The sequence below is a fragment of the Aliiroseovarius sp. Z3 genome, assembly GCF_029105185.1.
Lineage (GTDB): Bacteria > Pseudomonadota > Alphaproteobacteria > Rhodobacterales > Rhodobacteraceae > Aliiroseovarius.
The window spans coordinates 32,930-51,921 of the sequence record NZ_JAFMZK010000009.1 but is presented as its reverse complement, the minus strand read 5'-3'; the positions used below and the strand labels follow the sequence as shown (position 1 = coordinate 51,921).

The window sequence follows — 18,992 nt, the reverse complement described above, 5'->3', positions numbered from 1 at the left end:
TCGCTGCAACGCGGCAGTCTATGAAAGCGGCGACTGCTCTAAACCGAAAAAGGTCTGCCGATGATCCCTCGTTATGCCCGCCCCGATATGGTCGCCATCTGGTCGCCCGAAACCAAGTTCAAAATCTGGTACGAGATCGAGGCACATGCCTGCGACGCCATGGCCGACTTGGGCGTGATCCCGCGCGAAAACGCGGACGCCGTGTGGAAGGCCAAAGACGTCGAGTTCGACGTGGCCCGCATTGACGAGATCGAAGCCATCACCAAGCATGACGTCATCGCTTTTCTGACCCATCTGGCCGAACATGTGGGCTCGGAAGAAGCCCGTTTTGTCCATCAAGGCATGACCTCGTCCGACGTGCTGGACACCTGCCTGAACGTGCAGCTGGTTCGCGCCGCCGACCTGCTGCTGGAGGGTATGAACAAGGTTCTGGCCGCCCTGAAAAAACGCGCGTTCGAGCACAAGGACACCGTTCGCGTCGGCCGCAGCCACGGCATCCACGCCGAACCCACCACGATGGGCCTGACCTTCGCGCGCTTCTATGCCGAGATGGACCGCAACAAGAACCGTCTGGAAAAGGCCCGCTGGGAGGTCGCCACCGGCGCAATCTCGGGCGCGGTTGGCACTTTCGCCAATATCGACCCGGCCGTTGAAGAACACGTCTGCAAGAAGCTGGGCCTGCGCCCCGAGCCGATCAGCACGCAGGTGATCCCGCGTGACCGTCACGCCATGTTCTTCGCCACGCTGGGCGTCATCGCTTCGTCGATTGAAAACATTGCCGTTGAAATCCGCCACATGCAGCGCACCGAGGTTCTGGAAGGCGCCGAGTTCTTCTCGATGGGTCAGAAAGGCTCGTCGGCGATGCCGCACAAGAAGAACCCGGTTCTGACCGAAAACCTGACGGGTCTGGCCCGTCTGGTCCGCATGACCGTGATCCCCGCGATGGAAAACGTGGCGCTTTGGCACGAACGTGACATCTCGCATTCCTCGGTCGAGCGCGGCATCGGCCCGGACGCCACCGTCACGCTGGACTTCGCCCTGCACCGTCTGGCTGGCGTTGTCGACAAGATGCTGATCTTCCCCGACAACATGCTGGACAACATGAACAAATTCCCCGGTCTGGTCATGTCGCAGCGCGTTCTGCTCGCCCTGACGCAAGCTGGCGTTTCACGCGAAGACGCGTATTCGATGGTTCAGCGTAATGCGCTGAAAGTCTGGGAAGAACGTCTGGATTTCCGTGAATTACTGCTGGCGGACGAGGCCGTGGTCGAGGCACTTGGTGCCGACGCGATCAACGAGAAATTCGACATGGGCTATCACACCAAGCATGTCGACACGATCTTCAAGCGGGTCTTTGGCGAAGACTAAGCCGATGGCACCGCGTTTCCCGATTTGGGAATAGCTTTGTTTCATGCTATGCTGGGGCGTCCGAAAGGAGGCCCCAATGCACTTCAGAACCCTAATCTGCGCAGTTGTGCTGACTGTTTTGCCAACATTGTCCGTTGCGATGGGCTGTGAACGTGGCAAGCACACGGCCGCAAGCTGCGACACTGGCCAAACCTGGGACGACGCAACGCAAGCCTGCGTTGACGCCGTTTCCAGCTAAATCGCGGAGGCGGTAAGCTCGCCTTAACCCGACCGTGGCAATCTGGCACAAACCAGAGGAACGAGGCCACGCGTTGACCGCATTGGATATCGACCATACCGACATCATGCCGACAAGTGTCGAGGTGTCGCCGAAGGAAATTGTCCCTTCGAAAGGGATTGCAGCGCCGGGCCACGCATCGGCGGTGTCTACGTATTTATCGCGAAAACAGAAAGCTGCGATCATCGTGCGCCTGCTGCTGGCAGAAGGGGCCGTGTTATCGCTGCAGGATTTGCCCGAAGGGCTGCAGGCCGAATTGATCCGCCAGATGTCCGACCTGCGATATATCGACCGCGCCACGCTCAAATCCGTCATTGAAGAGTTCGTGCACGAGATCGAAGATATCGGGCTGGCTTTTCCGGGTGGAATCGAAGGCACGTTGTCGATCCTTGACGGGGCGATCAGCCCCTCAACCGCCGCCCGAATGCGAAAAATGGCGGGCGTCAAGCTGACAGGTGATCCCTGGGCGATGATCGCAGGATTGGAGCCGGACCTTCTGCTTAATATCCTTGAAACAGAAAGCACCGAAATTGCGGCGGTTCTGTTGTCCAAACTAAAAGTATCGGTGGCTGCGGATCTATTGGGCCAGCTGCCCGGCCCACGCGCGCGCAAAGTGGCCTATGCCGTGTCACAAACCAGCGCCATTGCCCCCGACGTGGTCGAACGGATCGGAAGATCACTGGCGGATCAACTGGGCACGCGCGCGCCGAAAGCCTTCGATGACGGGCCGGTTGAACGGGTGGGCGCAATCCTCAATGCCTCGCCAGCCGCCACCCGCGACGATGTGCTGGACGGGCTGGATCAGGATGACACGGCCTTTGCCTCTGCCGTTCGCAAGGCGATCTTCACTTTTGCCGACATACCCGCTCGTGTCACACCAACAGACATACCAAAAATCACACGGGATGTGGATCAGGCCGTTCTGGTCAAAGCTTTGGTCGCCGCCGTTGGTGAACTGGAGCCGGTCGCGGAATTCATCCTTGGGGCCATCTCAAAACGTATGTCCGAACAGATCAGGGAAGAGATGGTCGAGCATGGCGATGTGAAGCCGAAAGATGGTGAAGCGGCAATGGCCACCATCACCACACAGATTCGCCTGCTGGAGACGGCTGGCGAAATCACTTTGATTGCAGACGAAAACGACGAGTGACCGGCCATCCATGTGCGGCAAGAGCTTGCGAGCCCCCGCCCCCGATTGTATGTCTGAGCTTCGAAAGACGCAGCGCGCGCCGATTTTCGACGCCGCGCGACAGGAGACAGGCGAGATGGTGCAAGAAAAGCGGGGGGTCGGCCCCTATCTGACACATGTGGCGCTGTCTGCCGTACTAAATCTGCCTCGTCTTTTGCCGTATCGCTGGCGCCTGCCGGCGGTGGGCTGGCTGGCCGCACATGTCGTCGGTCCGATCGCCGGATACGACAAGCGTATTCGCAACAACCTGACACTGGCCTGTCCTGACCTTTCACCTGCTGAGGTTGACCGCTTGGTGCGCGACGTCCTGACCAATGCGGGACGCTTCCTTGCCGAGATGTGGTCGGGCAAAACCTTCTATGATCGGTTGAATTCAACCAAGCTGTCTGGTCCCGGATTGGATGCTCTGGAACAGGCAAAGGCAGAGGGCCGGCCGATCATCGCGATCTCTGGGCATTTCGGCAATTACGATGCCGCACGAGCCGTGACCATTCAGGCGGGCTTTAACACCGGCGCACTTTATCGTCCGATGTCCAACGCCTATTTCAATGAAAGTTACAAGGCACGGATGGAGGGATTCGAAGGAAAGGCATTTGAACAATCCCGCCGAGGCATGGCCGAGATGGTCAAGCATCTGCGTCAGGGCGGGCTATTGGCAATCCTTCTGGACCAGCGCGAAGATCAGGGCGAGAAGCTCAGCTTTTTTGGTCAGCCTGCTATGACCACACTGGCGGTCGCGGAAATGGCGCTCAAATACGACACGCTGTTCATTCCGATGTTTGCCATTCGCAAAGAAAACGGCGTCGATTTCGATGTGATCGTCGAAGACCCCATCGCCCACAGCGATGCGAAAACCATGATGCAGGAATTCAATGATCGGTTCGAGGCCCGGGTGCGTCAGCACATGGATCAGTTCCTGTGGATCCATAACCGCTGGCAATTGCCCGAGGCAGACTAGATCCGCGCCGTCGGCGCTTATCGCGGGTTAATCCAGCTTGATTGCGGCCAGAATTTCGCCCGGATATCCGCCCTTTCTGGCGGCTTGCAGGACGATCGCCGCAGATTGTCCTTCCGCCGCGATGGGATTGGGAAGTTCAAATTCAACTGCTTCCTGACCGTCCCAGACACCAAAGCCCTGAATATCCAAGACCACATTGGTCGACGTGATCGACAGGCCGGCATTTTCGCCACGGCTGATGTCCACATGTGCTTTGGGTACAAAGCGCACGATCTGGACCAGCATCTGGGCTGGAAGCGCGCGGTGAGTCATACGTTCGACCCGCAGCCGCGGAACCGCAATATCGGCACGTATCGTCTGCAACGCCACCTGCTGCGGTTTGGCCTGATGGCGGTGGATCACGTCCATCACCTCGACCACATGGCTGCCCACGGCCTGATCGACCCCTCCGATCACCATTTGCGGCGTATAGATGGACCGCGTGCCGAAACTATAGGCATAGGCCTTTTGCCGCTTCGTATGCGCCGCCTGCGCAAAAGTGTCCTTCCAACCAATGTAGTCCCAGTAATCGACGTGCAGCGCCAACGGCAGGATATCGTCATATTCGGCCAGCTTCCCCAACAGCGCATCAGCGGGCGGGCAAGATGAACATCCCTGCGATGTAAACAGTTCGACAACCGTTACCGGACGCTCTTGAGCGTTTGCGGGGGAGGCGCCAAACCAGGTGGCGCATATCAGGATCAGGGGCAGAACTGCTCTCATCACGTTTCTTTTCCGTTTGGGTCAACCTCTAGATAGCGCGCCCACTAAGTCGCTTCCAATCAAGGTTTTGCGAGGGGTTTGTTACAGTTTTCGCTGATAGGTTGGGATTTGGGTCGATTTATGGTGTGCAATCGTATACAAAGCGCGGGAATCTCCTTGCGTCGACCCCTGTTTTTAGGGCAAATGCAAGCCAGCCCAACCCTGTATCCTATCCATAAGGGAGCCATTCCATGACCATTATCGTAGGTTCAGACACCGCCAAGACGCGCACGTCGCTGACGGCTGGTGGCTCGACCATCGCATATTACTCGATCCCCGCTGCCGAAGCCGCTGGCCTTGGCAATTTCTCGCGCCTGCCCGCCGCGCTGAAAGTCGTTCTGGAAAACATGCTGCGCTTTGAAGACGGCGGCCGCACCGTCAGCGTAGACGACATCAAAGCCTTCTCGGAATGGGCCGACAAGGGCGGGAAAAACCCGCGCGAGATCGCCTATCGCCCTGCCCGCGTGCTGATGCAGGACTTTACCGGCGTACCGGCCGTGGTTGACCTTGCCGCCATGCGTGACGGCATTAAGGCACTGGGCGGTGATGCCCAGATGATCAACCCGCTGAACCCGGTTGATCTGGTGATCGACCACTCGGTCATGATCGACGAGTTTGGCAACCCGCGCGCATTCCAGATGAACGTGGATCGCGAATATGAACGCAACCTTGAACGCTACACCTTCCTGAAATGGGGTCAGTCGGCGTTTAACAACTTCCGCGTTGTCCCCCCCGGCACCGGCATCTGTCACCAGGTGAACCTTGAGTATCTGGCCCAGACTGTCTGGACCGACGAAGACCAGAACGGCGAACAGGTTGCCTATCCTGACACACTGGTCGGCACTGACAGCCACACCACCATGGTGAACGGTCTGGCCGTTCTGGGCTGGGGTGTTGGCGGTATTGAAGCCGAAGCTGCGATGCTGGGTCAGCCGATTTCGATGTTGATCCCCGAGGTGATTGGCTTTGAGCTGACCGGCGAAATGGTCGAAGGCACCACAGGCACCGACCTTGTTCTGAAAGTTGTGGAAATGCTGCGCGCCAAGGGCGTGGTCGGCAAATTCGTCGAATTCTACGGCGAAGGTCTGGATCGCCTGCCACTGGCTGACCGGGCGACCATTGCCAACATGGCACCAGAATACGGTGCCACCTGTGGCTTCTTCCCGATCGACAATGAAACCCTGCGTTACCTGCGCACCACGGGCCGTGACGAAGACCGCATTGCGCTGGTTGAAGCCTATGCCAAGGAAAACGGGTTCTGGCGCGGCGAAGACTATGCGCCCATCTACACGGACACGCTGTCGCTGGACATGGGCACCATCGTTCCCGCCATCTCGGGTCCGAAACGTCCGCAGGACTACACCCCGCTGGATCAGGCCGCGAAAGCCTTTCTTGACGTAGTGAATGAATATCGCGGTATCGACGATGACCCGGAAGCGGCCAAAATGGCGGCGGAAGGCCCGACGCCCAAGGCGCCAGCCGACCCACGCAAATCGGGTGCCGTCGAAGGCGAAGACTATAAGCTTCGTGACGGATCAGTTGTGATTGCTTCGATCACCTCGTGCACCAACACGTCGAACCCTTATGTGATGATCGGGGCCGGTCTTGTGGCACGCAAGGCGCGCGCGCTGGGGCTGAACCGCAAGCCTTGGGTGAAAACCTCGCTTGCCCCCGGCTCGCAGGTGGTGTCCGCCTATCTTGAGGCCGCTGGCCTGCAGGAAGATCTGGACGCCGTCGGTTTCAACCTGGTCGGTTATGGCTGCACCACCTGTATCGGCAACTCCGGCCCGATCCAGAAAGAGCTGTCGGAAGCCATTGCCGAGAACGATCTGATCGCCACTTCGGTTCTGTCGGGCAACCGCAACTTCGAAGGCCGCATCTCGCCTGATGTGCGTGCAAACTATCTGGCATCACCGCCCCTGGTGGTCGCCTATGCACTTGCTGGTGACATGAACATCGACATCACCAACGATCCGATCGCACAGGATAAGGACGGCAATGACGTCTATCTGAAAGACATCTGGCCGACGACACAGGAAGTCGCGGAACTGGTCGAACAAACCGTTACCCGTGACGCGTTCCAGTCGAAATATGCCGATGTGTTCAAAGGCGACGAGAAATGGCAGGCGGTCGAAACAACCGATGCTGAGACCTATGATTGGCCCGCCACGTCGACCTATATCCAGAACCCGCCCTATTTCCAGGGCATGTCCAAGGATGCAGGCGTAATCTCGGATATCGAAGGCGCGAAAGTGCTGGCGGTGCTGGGTGACATGATCACAACGGACCACATCTCGCCCGCCGGGTCGTTCCCCGTCACATCGCCTGCCGGTCAGTATCTGACCGAACGCCAGGTTGCCCCGCGCGAGTTCAACTCCTACGGCTCGCGTCGCGGCAACCACGAGGTCATGATGCGCGGCACCTTCGCCAATATCCGCATCAAGAACGAAATGCTGGAAGGTGTTGAAGGTGGCTACACCAAGGGCCCGGATGGCAAGCAGACGTCGATCTATGATGCCTCGATGGCCTATCAGGACGTCGGCACCCCGCTGGTCGTCTTTGGTGGTGAACAATATGGCGCAGGCTCGTCGCGCGACTGGGCGGCCAAGGGCACCAGCCTTCTGGGTGTCAAGGCCGTGATCGCCGAGTCGTTCGAGCGTATTCACCGTTCGAACCTGGTTGGCATGGGCGTGATCCCGTTCGAGTTCACTGGCGGTGACACGCGCAAATCACTGGGTCTGACCGGCGATGAAACCGTGTCGATCAAAGGGTTGGCCGGGGATCTTAAACCCCTGTCGAACGTACCGTGCGAAATCACATTCGCAGATGGGTCGACCAAAACGATCGAACTGAAGTGCCGGATCGATACCGAAGTCGAGATCGAATACGTCGAAAACGGCGGCGTGCTGCACTATGTGCTGCGCAATCTGGCCAAGTCGTAAACGACCCTGATCAACAAATCAAAACGCGCCCTCTGCAGGGCGCGTTTTTTTGGGGTTCTTGATCTGAGTGAGCATCCCGAAGCAATTACCTGAAAAGCATCAATAGATGTGATCGAAAACACATCCAGATCCAGAAACGTCACATAGTTTTATGGCAGAACATCTGGTTTTTTTCGGCAGATTGAATTGTCTCGCCCAGCCAAAAAATGCTAGAGTTCCTTACGGTCGGAATATTTCTCTGACCGGTTTGAAACGTATATTAGATCGCTATTGGACCCGTCTATTTCATGTATAATTTCTTGCGCCAATTCCCGCTCCCACTTCTGGAAACAGTCGCCTTCAGCGCGTTCATCCTGCTGCTGAACGCCGCCGGATAAAGCGTTTCGCCTTTAACCTGAGACATCAGCTAAAGGCGAAACGCGCACAACATTGACAGGTCGCGCGCGTTTCTTGAAATCGGTGATTCAGGTTATTCGTAAAACGCTTTAACGGCTGGCGGCGTCTGCGATCGCGGGGCGGATCACGCTTTCCAAAATGCTTTCGGTGATTGGACCGGCAAAGCGTTTCACGACCGTGCCGTCGGCGGCAATGATGAAGGTTTCCGGCACGCCGTAAAGCCCCCATTCAAGCCCGGTGCGCCCGTCCGCGTCGGCCATCAGCTTGGCGAACGGGTCGCCCAGTTGGGTAAGAAAACGGCGCGCATTGGCCGGATCGTCTTTGTAGTTGATCCCATTGATCACCACACCTTCTTCGGCCAGTGTTTCAAGCTGCGGGTGTTCCGCACGGCACGGGGCGCACCAACTGGCCCAGAAGTTCACCAGCTTCACACCGCCCGAGGTCAGGTCGTCCTGGGTGAACCCTTCGGCCCCTTCGAACGCGGTCAGGTGCAGCGCGGGCACCATGCCACCTTCACGGGTCGACGGCAGGGCGTTCCTGTCGTCCTGTTTCATGCCCCACATGAACATGACCGCCAGCCCGATAAACAGGATGGGCGGCAACATCATCAGCCACGAGATACCTTTTTTCTTTTCAACGACCACGTCATCTTCAGCCATCTTTGGACGCCCTTTTTTCCGCCGCATGCAGTGCTTTCTTCACTTGGACCGAACGGCGCCAGGTGACAAGGACCAGTGCGATCAAAAGCGCGAGAGTGATCCCCCACGACGACAGGATCGCATCGGCATATTTGCCCAGATCAAGCATCTTTCATCCTTTCGCGAATTTCCAGACGGTGCAGGCGCACAAGGCGCAGCTCGGTCCGGGTGCGGATCAACACAAGGGCCACGAACAGCAGGATGAAGCCGGCGATGCACAGAAGCAGCGGCAGGTAATAGACATTGGCGACATGCTCTTCCCGATCCATGGACAATGACGCCCCCTGATGCAGCCCCTGATTCCAGAAATTCACCGCATAGCGGCTGAGCAGCGCAAACACCGACCCGACGATGCACAGGACCGATGTCAGGTCGGCGGCGGTATCCGGGTTCTCGATCGCGGCCCACAGGGCCATGTAACCCAGATAGAACAGGAACAGGATCAGGAAGCTGGTCAGGCGCGGATCCCATGCCCAATAGGTGCCCCACATCGGTTCACCCCAGATCGCGCCGGTGATCAGGGCGATCACCGTCATGGTCACGCCGATCAGGGCGGCCGCCTTGGCGGCCCGCACCGAAACATGGTGACGGCGAACGATCCATATCAGCGACGTGACAAGCATCATCACCCATATGTTGATCGCCATCATCGCGGACGGCACGTGGATATAGATGATCTTGACCGAGTTGCCGAAGTTCGTGGCCTCTGGCGTGAAGAAGAAACCCCAGATCAGACCCGGTATCAGCGTCAGCGCAGCAAGCCCGATCACCCAGGGCAAAACCTTGCCGCTGAGCGCCATGAACTTGACGGGGTTTGCGAATTCCCAAAGTGACATTTGCTTCCTCTATTCGGTGGCTATGATTTGCGCAAGCATAGCGGGGCTAACTTCACGGCGACTTGACTTATCTCAGATTAACACGCAATGCGGCGGCGGCGGCGAACGGAAGCAGGGCTATGGATCCGGCGGTGATCCCCGCCATCATCAAAAGCGGTGTGAGGGCAGACAGACCTGCGGTGCCGCGTGTCGCGGCCTCTGCTCCGAAGATCAGCGTGGGGATGTAAAGCGGCAAAACCAGCAGAGACAGCAAAAGCCCGCCGCGTTTCAGCCCAACCGTCAGCGCCGCGCCAAAGGCACCGATCATCGACAAAGCCGGTGTGCCGATCAGAAGCGTGATGAAGATCCAGTAATGACCCGGCGATTGCAGGTTCATCAGTGCCCCGAAAGCGGGTGCCGCCAAGGTCAGGGGCAGCCCGGTCACAAGCCAATGCGCCAGCGCCTTGATCGCCACTGTGCCTTCCATCGGGATCGGCGCAGTGGCCAGAAGGTCCAGCGATCCATCCTCGAAATCCAGCTGAAAAATGCGATCCAGCGACAAAAGGCAGGCCAGAAGTGCGCCCACCCACAGGATTCCGGGCGCGATCCGCGACAGGATCGCGGCCTCGGGTCCAACGCCAAAAGGGACGAGGGTCGAGACGATCAGGAAGAACGCCAACCCCAGACCAAATCCACCGCCTGCGCGCATCGCCAAGCGCATGTCGCGAACCAACAGCGCGATCATGTAAACGCCTCGTCAAAATCGGCATAGCGGTCGCGTTGCGGGCTGGGTGTTGCGCGGTCGCCATTGGCGCGGTAGGGGCTGATGTCAAAGGTCTCTGCCTGCAAACCAAGGTCAATATGGGTCGCGATCAGGGCTGTCCCCCCGCCCGCCACATGGGCACGCACCGCGTCGGCAAACAGCCCGACAGATGCCGTATCGAGCGAGACCGTGGGTTCATCCAGCAGCCAGATCGGCCGCCCGGTGACCAACAGACGCGCCAGGCCCAGCCGACGTTTCTGACCAGCCGACAGGTTGCCCGCCGGGCGATGGGTCAGACCGGTCAGGTTGAACCCCTGCACCGCCGCATCAATGCTGTCGATCCCATGCACCGAGGCCCAGAATCGCAAATTCTCCTCGACCGTCAGGGTCGCTTTCAACCCGTCGGCGTGGGCGCCATAGGTGATGTTCTCAGGATCTGCCGATACGTGACCGGCGATCGGCGGCTGCAGACCTGCCAAAGTGCGCAAAAGTGTCGTTTTGCCCGACCCGTTGGGCCCGCGCAGGATCAAGACATGTCCGGCAGAAAGGGTGAAATTCACACCTTCCAGAACTGGCACGCCGCCGCGCGCGACGGACAGGTTATCGACCCTCATTTCCATGTCAGAAGCCTTAGACCGGAAGGGCGGCCAGCGCAATGCGCCGTCCTTCCGAGACCAGCACATTATAGGTGCGGCAGGCTGGCGCAGAGGCCATCGTCTCGACCCCGATCCCGGCCTCCTCCAGAGCTGTGCGCAAATCGGCAGGCGGATGCGCAGGTTCGGCGCCCGTGCCGTAGAACAGCACGTCGATCTTGCCCGCCAGCGCCAGCAGCGGCGCAGGATCGTCGGGGCCATCCCAACTGATCGCCATGTCTTCGGTCACAAGGATCGCACCGTGGATCACCTCACCCGCCACGCGAAAGAAACCGGGGCCATAGCTGTCAACGGGCTGAGCACTGTCATACCTGACTTCGTGAAACTGCATTTCGGATCCCCGTGGGTTTGGTCAATGTAGCGCGGCGAAAAGCCCGGACAGGCTGGAGGCCGCGATGATCAGATAGGCCACGTAACGATAAAGGGATTCGTATCTCGGATTAAAGACCATGCCGCCCGCCAAATTACCCAGCAGATTTGGCACCATGATAAGCAGCCCAAGGATCAATGGCGGGCCGACAAGCCGCCCGGCAAAGGCAAAACCGATCAACATCATCACGTCAAAGAAAAAAAGATAGGCGGTTGTGTTGGCACGGATCACCCGTGCGGGAAGGGATGACGCCATGTAAAGCAATATGACAGGCGGGCCGGGAATACCCACTGCGCCGCCCAGCATCCCCGCGATACCACCGGTGGTCCATACGATGGGGGGCGTGACCTCTCCTTGATACCGCTTTCCCGACATCAGGGCGGCAAGCATGATCAGGCTGATCACAGATACCGCCAGCTTGAACAGCTGCGGATCGACCGTAAACAGCGCCGCCATCCCAAAGGGCAAGGCCAGCGCTGTCGCCACGACAAGTCGCATCAAATCTTTGGGATGTCCGTCTTTCAGGGCGCGGGGAATGGCCGGGGCCGGTCCGGCCAGATCCATCACGATCAGAACCGTCACCGCCCAAACCGGATCAATGATCTGGGCGGCCACCGGCAGGAAGATCAGCGCCGTTCCAAACCCGGCAAATCCCCGCACCAATCCAGCGACAAATGCAATGATAACAAGCCAGCCAAGCCCTGGTAGCGTCAGGGCATCGGCCAGCAGATCAGGCATCTATGTTGGCGAACTGATTGCCTGCATTGGCATCCGGCTTCGACCAGTCGCGCTTCACGCCCAACTTCAACAAGATCACGGAAGCCACAAAGATCGACGAATAGGTCCCGACAATCACACCCCAGATCATTGCGAAGACAAACCCGCGGATCACGTCGCCACCCAAAACGTAAAGCGCAATCAGCGCCAGTAGCGTGGTCAGTGAGGTCATCATCGTACGCGACAAGGTCTCGTTGATCGAAAGATTCAACACCTCTTTCAAATCCATCTTCTTGTAGCGACGCAGATTCTCACGAACGCGGTCAAAGACAACCACCGTATCGTTCAGCGAGTAACCAACGATGGTCAGAAGCGCCGCGATGATTGCCAGATCGAACTTGATGCCCAGAAGGCTGAAAATCCCGATGGTCAGCACCACGTCATGCACAAGGGCCGCAACCGCGCCCAAGCTGAACTGCCATTCAAACCTGAGCCAGATATAGACCAGAACCGCTGCAATCGCCGCAACAACGGCCAGCACGGCGGTTGTCACCAGCTCGCCCGACACTTTCGGGCCGACACTTTCAACACTGGGGAAGGTGATCGCAGGATCAACCTGCGTCAGCGCTTGCTCAATCACCTGTATCGTTTCCGGCGTAATCGCTTCCTGCCCCTCTTGGGCTTCAATGCGGATCTGTGCGACGTGCTGATCTTCTGCGAAGTTCACGTCATAGACCTGTGCGATCGAGATGTCGCCCAGCCCAAGCGGGGCCAGCGCGTCACGATACACACCCACATCGACGGCCTGTGTGCTTTCGGTGCGGATCGTCGTGCCACCCCGGAAATCGATGCCGAAGTTCAGCCCGACGATCAGAAACAGAAGAACCGACGCGACCATCGCCAGCCCGGATGCGCCAAGGGTCACGATGGTGCTGCGGAAGAAATCGAACACCCGGTTTTGCGGCGCGATGCGAATACCCTTGACCTCAAGTGTCCGGGGACGTTTTCGCTCAAACCATATGACCAGCATCAACCGGGTAAGATATATTGCGGTGAAAACCGAGGTCAGAATGCCCAGCGCCAACGTGACCGAGAACCCGCGCACGGGCCCCGACCCCATGATGAACAGGATGACGGCGGTGATGAAGGTGGTGATGTTGGCGTCCAGAATGGCCGACAAGGCTTTTTCATAGCCAAGCTCAATGGCACGCGCCGGGCCGCGACCGGATTTCAGCTCTTCCCGGATACGCTCGAACACCAGCACGTTGGCGTCAACGGCCATTCCGATGGTCAAGACGATCCCCGCAATACCCGGCAGGGTCAGCGTGGCCCCGATCATCGACAAAAGCCCGAAGATCATGCCCACGTTCAAGACAAGCGCCACATTGGCGATCACACCGAACCAGCCATAGGCAGCAACCATAAAGACCAGCACGCCCAGAAACGCGACCACGGAGGCGATTTTGCCCGCGTCAATACTGTCCTGACCCAGTTCCGGGCCAATCGTGCGTTCTTCGACATAAGTCAGTTCCGCCGGCAAAGCGCCCGCCCGCAGCAGAATGGCCAGATTGGTCGATTCTTCGATCGTGAAATTACCCGAGATAATGCCCGACCCACCGCAAATCTGTTCGTTGATGCGCGGCGCAGAAATCACTTCTTCATCCAGAACGATGGCAAACGGCGCACCAACATTGGCACCGGTATAGTCGCAGAACTTGCGCGCACCGGACACGTTGAAGCGGAAGTTTACTGCAGGCTGTCCATTCTGATCGAAAGCCGGTTGCGCATCGTTCAGCTCTTCACCGGTCACAACCGGGGTTTTTTCCAGCTCGTAGAAAGTGCCCTCCTCGTCGAGGGATGGATAAAGCACATTTCGTGGGCCAGGTGTTGCACCCGCATTGGTCGTCCGGCTGACCACCGGATGGAAGGTCAGCTTCGCGGTCTTGCCGATGATCTCTTTCAACTCCGATGCGCTGCCGATCCCCGGCACCTGAATCAGGATGCGCGCATCGCCCTGACGTTGGATCGTTGGCTCTCGGGTGCCAACCTCGTCGACGCGACGACGGATGATTTCAAGCGTCTGTTGGATGGTGCGGTCATCGGTGGCGACCCGTTCCGCTTCGGACAGGGTGACGACAAGCTCGCCTTCGCGGCCCGTATTCACTTCGATATCGGTTGATCCGACGCCGGACAGGCTGACGACAGGCTGCGCCAGCGATTGCACCAGCTCGATTGCGCGCGGCAGCCCTTCGGGCTGGGAAACCTTGACGCGCAACTCATTGTCCGCCCCATCCTGTCGACGGATGGTGCCGACCGTTGCACGTTCGTCGCGCAACACATCACGCACTTCAGGCCACAGAGCGTCCATCCGCGCGGCATAAACATCTTCGACCTGAACTTCGGCCAGAAGATGCGCGCCCCCGCGCAAATCAAGACCCAGATTGACCAATGAGTTGGGTGCCCAGTCTGGCCACGCCGACCGATCCGCCTCTAGTTCAGCGGTGGTCCCGGTTGTCTCGATCTTCGAGACAGCATCATTGTGTTGCTCCACCCGGGTATAGAACCCGTTGGGTGCCGCGAAATACAAGCCAAGGGCCGTCAGCCCCCAGATCACAAGACGTTTCCAAGTCGCGATTTGAAGCATCAGCCCCTGCCTTATAAGCGTTTGATGTCGTTGTTTTATGGCGGTTGAACCGCCTGCCGGTCAGCTTTCGACCGGCTCGGTCTTGCCGATCACCTTGACGATGGTCGCGCGCACGACGCGCACTTTGACACCGGTTGCGATCTCGACCTCAACCTCGGAGTCATCCTTGACCTTAAGAACCTTGCCGATCAGGCCACCCTGCGTGACCACCTGATCGCCTTTGCGCAGGGCCGCCAGCATCGCCTGATGCTCTTTCATCTTCTTTTGCTGCGGGCGGATCATGAAGAAATACATGATCGCGAATACCAGCAACATCGGAACCAGCATTGAATTCAAAAGCCCACCGGTGGGCGCGCCTGCGGCCTGTGCAAATGCAGGAGTGGCAAACATGTGGATATCCCTTCTCAAGCGGGCCTCGGCCCCAAACGTTGGCGCACCCTATATGGGGGTCTTGGGGTTGTCCAGCAAGCGGGTGATCATCATTCCCCCTTCCCCCCCGCGCCCGCTTCTGGCATATGCCGGACAAGAAAACCGAGGAAGCCCACATGCATGATATTCGTCTGATCCGCGACAATCCCGAAGCCTTCGACGCAGGAATGGCCCGTCGTGGTCTGTCGCCTATGTCAGACGACATTCTGGCAATCGACGAAGCCCGCCGGGCCTCGATCCTCGCCGCCGAAACCGCACAGGCCGAGGCCAACAAGGCCGCCAAGGCAGTCGGCGCGGCGAAGGCGTCGGGTGATGAAACGGAATTTGAACGACTGCGCGCGCTGGTTGGTGAAAAGAAAGCCGAGATCGCGAAGCTGAACGATGACGCCAAGGCGCTTGACGCCAAGCTGACCGATCTTCTGATGGGGCTGCCCAACATTCCGGGCGACGACGTTCCCGATGGAGCGGATGAGAACGACAATGTCGAGATCAACCGGTGGGGCACCCCTGCCACGTTCGACTTCAAACCGCTTGAGCATTACGAGCTGCCCGCGGTGAAATCCGGCATGGATTTTGAAACCGCGGCGAAGCTGTCCGGTTCGCGCTTCATGCTGCTGTCCGGCGCCGTGGCCCGCCTGCACCGCGCGCTGGCGCAGTTCATGATGGACGTGCACACCGAAGAAAACGGCCTGACCGAAACCTGGACCCCGGTTCTGGTCAAGGAAGATATGATGTATGGCACCGGGCAACTGCCCAAATTCGGCGAGGACAGCTATCAAACCACCAATGGCTGGTGGCTGGTGCCGACCGCCGAAGTCACGCTGACCAACATCGTGAATGGCGTCACCGTCGATGACGGCTATCTGCCCCGCCGCTATGTCGCGCACACCCAGTGTTTCCGGTCCGAAGCGGGTTCGGCGGGACGCGACACCGCCGGCATGCTGCGTCAACACCAGTTCGAAAAGGTCGAAATGGTGTCGATCACGCGCCCAGAAGAATCTGAGGCTGAACATAAGCGCATGACGCGACTGGCCGAGGATATTCTGGAGCGTCTGGGTCTGCCCTATCGCACCGTGGTGCTCTGTACCGGCGATCTGGGCTTCGGCATGAAACGCACCCACGATATCGAGGTCTGGCTGCCCGGCCAGAACCAGTATCGCGAAATCAGCTCGGTTTCGGTTGCCGGAGATTTTCAGGCCCGCCGCATGAATGCGCGCTATAAGCCCGCAGATGGCGGCAAGCCACAATTCGTTCATACGCTGAACGGCTCGGGCCTTGCCGTGGGCCGCGCGCTGATTGCTGTCTTGGAGAACGGTCAGCTCGAAGATGGCTCTGTCCTGCTGCCACAAGCTCTGCACCCGTATCTGAATGGGAAGACTCGGATCACCGCAGACGGCGACCTCGTCTGACACTCGGCTTTTTCTGGCTAAAAATATCCTGGGGGTTCAAGGGCTTCCCGGAAATGGTCCAGTGGACCATTTCGCCCGCAGAACGGGCGGAGCCCTGCGCACGCGCAGAGGGGCAACGCCCCTTCCCCCTAGCTCAGCGCAACACCCTTGCGTCCGGCCAAATCTACAAAATATTGCCAAGCCACCCGGCCTGACCTTGCGCCGCGTGTGGCCTGCCACTCAATCGCCTCTGCGCGCATCGTATCGCTGTCGATCGTCACACCATAAGCATCGCAATAGCCTTGGATCATGGCGAGGTATTCATCCTGATCGCAGGGGTGGAAGCCCAGCCAAAGCCCGAACCGGTCCGACAAGGACACTTTTTCTTCAACCGCCTCGGACGGGTTGATCGCGGACGAGCGTTCATTCTCGATCATATCGCGCGGCATCAGGTGGCGGCGGTTCGACGTGGCATAGAACACGACATTCTCGGGCCGCCCCTCGATCCCGCCATCCAGCACCGCTTTCAGGCTTTTGTAATGCTCGTCATCATGGCTGAAGCTCAGATCGTCGCAAAACAGCAGGAAGCGATAGGGCGAATTGCGAAGAAGCCCCAGCAAGCGACTGATCGTCGGCAAGTCTTCGCGCTGCACCTCGACGATTTTCAATGCTTCGCCCCGGCGCAGCACCTCGGCATGGACCGCTTTGACGAGCGAGGATTTCCCCATCCCGCGCGCGCCCCACAGAAGCGCGTTGTTCGCGGGCAAACCGCGCGCGAACTGCAACGTGTTCTCAAGCAAGGTGTCGCGGGACCGATTGACACCAATCAGAAGCTCGATAGCGACGCGATTGACCTTCGGCACAGGCTCCAGCCGGTCAGGTGCGGTGTGCCAGACGAACGCGTCCGCAGCACCGAAATCAGGGGCGGACAAAGGCGCAGGCGACATCCGCTCCAGCGCATCGGCGATGCGCGTCAGGGCGTCCGCGTCGCTCATTCCCCCTTCTCCACCTGTCCGGGATCATCGTCCTCATCCGCGTCGAACTCGGCCATCAACTCGTCCTCGTCGGCTTCGCCTTCGTCATCTTCGAACCATAGCCCTTGTGCCCGCAGATCGGCTTCGCGCTTCTTCTCGACCCGTTTCACAAGCTGGATCGAGATTTCATAAAGCCCGTAGACCACGACAAACAGGATCACCTGGGTGATCACGTCAGGCGGCGTGACAAGGGCGGCCAGCACCAGAATGCCCACAACCGCGTATTTACGCACATCCGCCAGACCCTGCGCGCTGACCAACCCGGCTTTGCCCATCAGGGTCAACAATACCGGAAGCTGAAAACACAGGCCGAAAGCGACGATGAACTTGATCGTTAGGCGCAGATATTCCTGCACCGACCCCTGAAAATCAATCGAGGCTTCAACCCCCGTATCCGCCACGTCGCCCGCTTGCTGAAAGCCCAGAAAGAAGTCGAAGGCCAGCGGCATCACAACATAGAACGCAAAGGATGCCCCGATGAAGAACATCACGGGGGACGCAATCATGAAGGGCAGGAACGCGTTCTTTTCCGACTTGTAAAGCCCCGGCGCCACGAAGCGCCACAGCTGATAGCTGATGAACGGGAAGGACAACACCAACCCACCAAACAGCGAGATCGAGATTGCGACGAAGAAGCCTTCTTGCAGCTTGATCAGGATCAGGCCGCACTGGTCCTGCCCGCGCTCTGCCATGGTTGAACAAAGTGGATCGGTCAAAAAGTTGAAGATCGGGTTCCACACGGTGAAACAGATCACCATGGCGATGATGAAGGCGATGGCGGAATGAATCAGCCGTGTGCGTAGCTCGGCCAGATGCTCGATCAGCGGGGCCGAGCTGTCTTCGATCTCGTCAGTGTCGCTCATGCGTCAGATGTGTCCGTAGGTTTGCGCTTTGGGGCGGCCTTTGGCTTTGCTTTGGACGCCGTCGCCTGCGTCTTGGCAGGTTTCTTTGCCGCCGATTTCTTCGCTGCAGGTTTGCGAGCCGGCGACTTTGCTTTTGTCGTTGCCGGGGGCTTGGTGTCGGTCGCGTCACCAACGTTACGTTCCGAGGGACGTTTCGATGGCGGTCGCTTGACCTTCAACATCTCGGCTTTGCGGGCCTCGTCCGCGGCTTTGCGATCTGCGGCCGACGTTGCAGTGGCGTCTTGAATTTTTCGCCCCGCAGCATCACCAGCCTTGTCAGCCAACGATTTCTCGTCGCTATGCTGGCCGTCCGTCTTTGCTTTCGCATCCGGTTTTTTCGAATCGCGCAGGGATTTCGCGGGATCCCATTTTTCGAACCCGTCCGCCGCCTTGTTCAGAGCATCCAACCCCATCGCCTTGGGCGAGGTCGCGGATTTGAACGTATCGGCAATATCCTTGGCGCCGGCCTCGTCGGCGGCTTCGTTCATCGCCTGGCTGAATTCCCGGCCCATCTGGCGCGCGCGCGCAGTAAATCGGCCCAGCGTGCGAAACATACCCGGCAGGTCCTTGGGACCAACCACGATCAGGGCCACAACCCCGATCACGAGAAGTTCGGAAAACCCGATATCAAACATGGGCTGCGCCCCC

Annotated in this window: 19 protein-coding genes; 6 read left to right on the top strand and 13 right to left on the bottom strand. The window is 58.8% G+C overall.

Annotated features, from left to right (window positions below; genetic code table 11):
* Nucleotides 1-60 precede the first annotated feature (60 nt).
* The 4 genes from purB (at nucleotide 61) to J3R80_RS14865 (ending at nucleotide 3,792) form a co-directional block, all read left to right on the top strand.
* Entirely contained in the window at nucleotides 61-1,368 is a 1,308-nt protein-coding gene (gene purB, locus J3R80_RS14880; protein ID WP_275394584.1) for an adenylosuccinate lyase, read from the top strand.
* 76 nt (nucleotides 1,369-1,444) lie between these two features.
* Nucleotides 1,445-1,606, top strand: coding sequence for a hypothetical protein (locus J3R80_RS14875; protein WP_275394583.1), 162 nt, complete (start codon nucleotides 1,445-1,447; stop codon nucleotides 1,604-1,606).
* A gap of 34 nt (nucleotides 1,607-1,640) precedes the next feature.
* Nucleotides 1,641-2,795, top strand: coding sequence for a FliG C-terminal domain-containing protein (locus J3R80_RS14870; protein WP_275394582.1), 1,155 nt, complete (start codon nucleotides 1,641-1,643; stop codon nucleotides 2,793-2,795).
* A 49-nt stretch (nucleotides 2,796-2,844) separates the two neighbouring features.
* Entirely contained in the window at nucleotides 2,845-3,792 is a 948-nt protein-coding gene (locus tag J3R80_RS14865) for a lauroyl acyltransferase (RefSeq protein WP_275394580.1), read from the top strand.
* Nucleotides 3,793-3,819: 27 nt separating this feature from the next.
* Here the strand turns inward: J3R80_RS14865 and J3R80_RS14860 are convergent, their stop codons facing one another.
* Complete coding sequence (locus tag J3R80_RS14860) at nucleotides 3,820-4,554, bottom strand: DUF1223 domain-containing protein (RefSeq protein WP_275394579.1); 735 nt, start codon at nucleotides 4,552-4,554, stop codon at nucleotides 3,820-3,822.
* A gap of 230 nt (nucleotides 4,555-4,784) precedes the next feature.
* On the opposite strand from J3R80_RS14860, the gene acnA reads away from it, so the two are divergent.
* The gene (gene acnA / locus J3R80_RS14855) at nucleotides 4,785-7,535 is read left to right on the top strand and encodes an aconitate hydratase AcnA (protein ID WP_275394577.1); all 2,751 of its coding nucleotides are present in this window, start codon (nucleotides 4,785-4,787) and stop codon (nucleotides 7,533-7,535) included.
* Between the two features lie 485 nt (nucleotides 7,536-8,020).
* Here the strand turns inward: acnA and J3R80_RS14850 are convergent, their stop codons facing one another.
* The 9 genes from J3R80_RS14850 to yajC form a co-directional block, all read right to left on the bottom strand.
* Nucleotides 8,021-8,590, bottom strand: coding sequence for a DsbE family thiol:disulfide interchange protein (locus tag J3R80_RS14850; protein ID WP_275394576.1), 570 nt, complete (start codon nucleotides 8,588-8,590; stop codon nucleotides 8,021-8,023).
* Complete coding sequence (gene ccmD, locus J3R80_RS14845) at nucleotides 8,583-8,738, bottom strand: heme exporter protein CcmD (protein ID WP_275394574.1); 156 nt, start codon at nucleotides 8,736-8,738, stop codon at nucleotides 8,583-8,585. Before ccmD ends, J3R80_RS14850 begins: the two co-directional genes overlap by 8 nt.
* Complete coding sequence (locus tag J3R80_RS14840) at nucleotides 8,731-9,465, bottom strand: heme ABC transporter permease (RefSeq protein WP_275394573.1); 735 nt, start codon at nucleotides 9,463-9,465, stop codon at nucleotides 8,731-8,733. The genes ccmD and J3R80_RS14840 overlap by 8 nt, the downstream gene beginning before the upstream one ends.
* A 67-nt stretch (nucleotides 9,466-9,532) precedes the next feature.
* On the bottom strand, nucleotides 9,533-10,189 hold the full coding sequence (gene ccmB, locus J3R80_RS14835) for a heme exporter protein CcmB (RefSeq protein ID WP_275394572.1): 657 nt from the start codon (nucleotides 10,187-10,189) through the stop codon (nucleotides 9,533-9,535).
* Nucleotides 10,186-10,827, bottom strand: a complete 642-nt coding sequence (ccmA, locus tag J3R80_RS14830) for a heme ABC exporter ATP-binding protein CcmA (RefSeq protein ID WP_275394571.1) — start codon at nucleotides 10,825-10,827, stop codon at nucleotides 10,186-10,188. Before ccmA ends, ccmB begins: the two co-directional genes overlap by 4 nt.
* Before the next feature lie 10 nt (nucleotides 10,828-10,837).
* Nucleotides 10,838-11,191: an Mth938-like domain-containing protein gene (locus J3R80_RS14825; RefSeq protein WP_275394570.1), complete on the bottom strand. Its 354-nt coding sequence runs from the start codon at nucleotides 11,189-11,191 to the stop codon at nucleotides 10,838-10,840.
* A gap of 21 nt (nucleotides 11,192-11,212) precedes the next feature.
* The gene (locus tag J3R80_RS14820) at nucleotides 11,213-11,968 is read right to left on the bottom strand and encodes a sulfite exporter TauE/SafE family protein (protein ID WP_275394569.1); all 756 of its coding nucleotides are present in this window, start codon (nucleotides 11,966-11,968) and stop codon (nucleotides 11,213-11,215) included.
* Nucleotides 11,961-14,591, bottom strand: a complete 2,631-nt coding sequence (gene secD / locus J3R80_RS14815) for a protein translocase subunit SecD (protein WP_275394568.1) — start codon at nucleotides 14,589-14,591, stop codon at nucleotides 11,961-11,963. Before secD ends, J3R80_RS14820 begins: the two co-directional genes overlap by 8 nt.
* A gap of 60 nt (nucleotides 14,592-14,651) precedes the next feature.
* Entirely contained in the window at nucleotides 14,652-14,981 is a 330-nt protein-coding gene (gene yajC, locus J3R80_RS14810) for a preprotein translocase subunit YajC (RefSeq protein ID WP_275394567.1), read from the bottom strand.
* Nucleotides 14,982-15,136: 155 nt separating this feature from the next.
* On the opposite strand from yajC, the gene serS reads away from it, so the two are divergent.
* On the top strand, nucleotides 15,137-16,429 hold the full coding sequence (gene serS / locus J3R80_RS14805; protein WP_275394565.1) for a serine--tRNA ligase: 1,293 nt from the start codon (nucleotides 15,137-15,139) through the stop codon (nucleotides 16,427-16,429).
* Nucleotides 16,430-16,557: 128 nt separating this feature from the next.
* Here the strand turns inward: serS and J3R80_RS14800 are convergent, their stop codons facing one another.
* The 3 genes from J3R80_RS14800 to tatB are packed head-to-tail and all read right to left on the bottom strand — an operon-like array spanning nucleotide 16,558 to nucleotide 18,979.
* Complete coding sequence (locus J3R80_RS14800; protein ID WP_275394564.1) at nucleotides 16,558-17,403, bottom strand: ATP-binding protein; 846 nt, start codon at nucleotides 17,401-17,403, stop codon at nucleotides 16,558-16,560.
* Entirely contained in the window at nucleotides 17,400-18,305 is a 906-nt protein-coding gene (gene tatC / locus J3R80_RS14795) for a twin-arginine translocase subunit TatC (protein ID WP_275394563.1), read from the bottom strand. The genes J3R80_RS14800 and tatC overlap by 4 nt, the downstream gene beginning before the upstream one ends.
* Entirely contained in the window at nucleotides 18,302-18,979 is a 678-nt protein-coding gene (tatB, locus tag J3R80_RS14790; RefSeq protein ID WP_275394562.1) for a Sec-independent protein translocase protein TatB, read from the bottom strand. Before tatB ends, tatC begins: the two co-directional genes overlap by 4 nt.
* Nucleotides 18,980-18,992 lie beyond the last annotated feature (13 nt).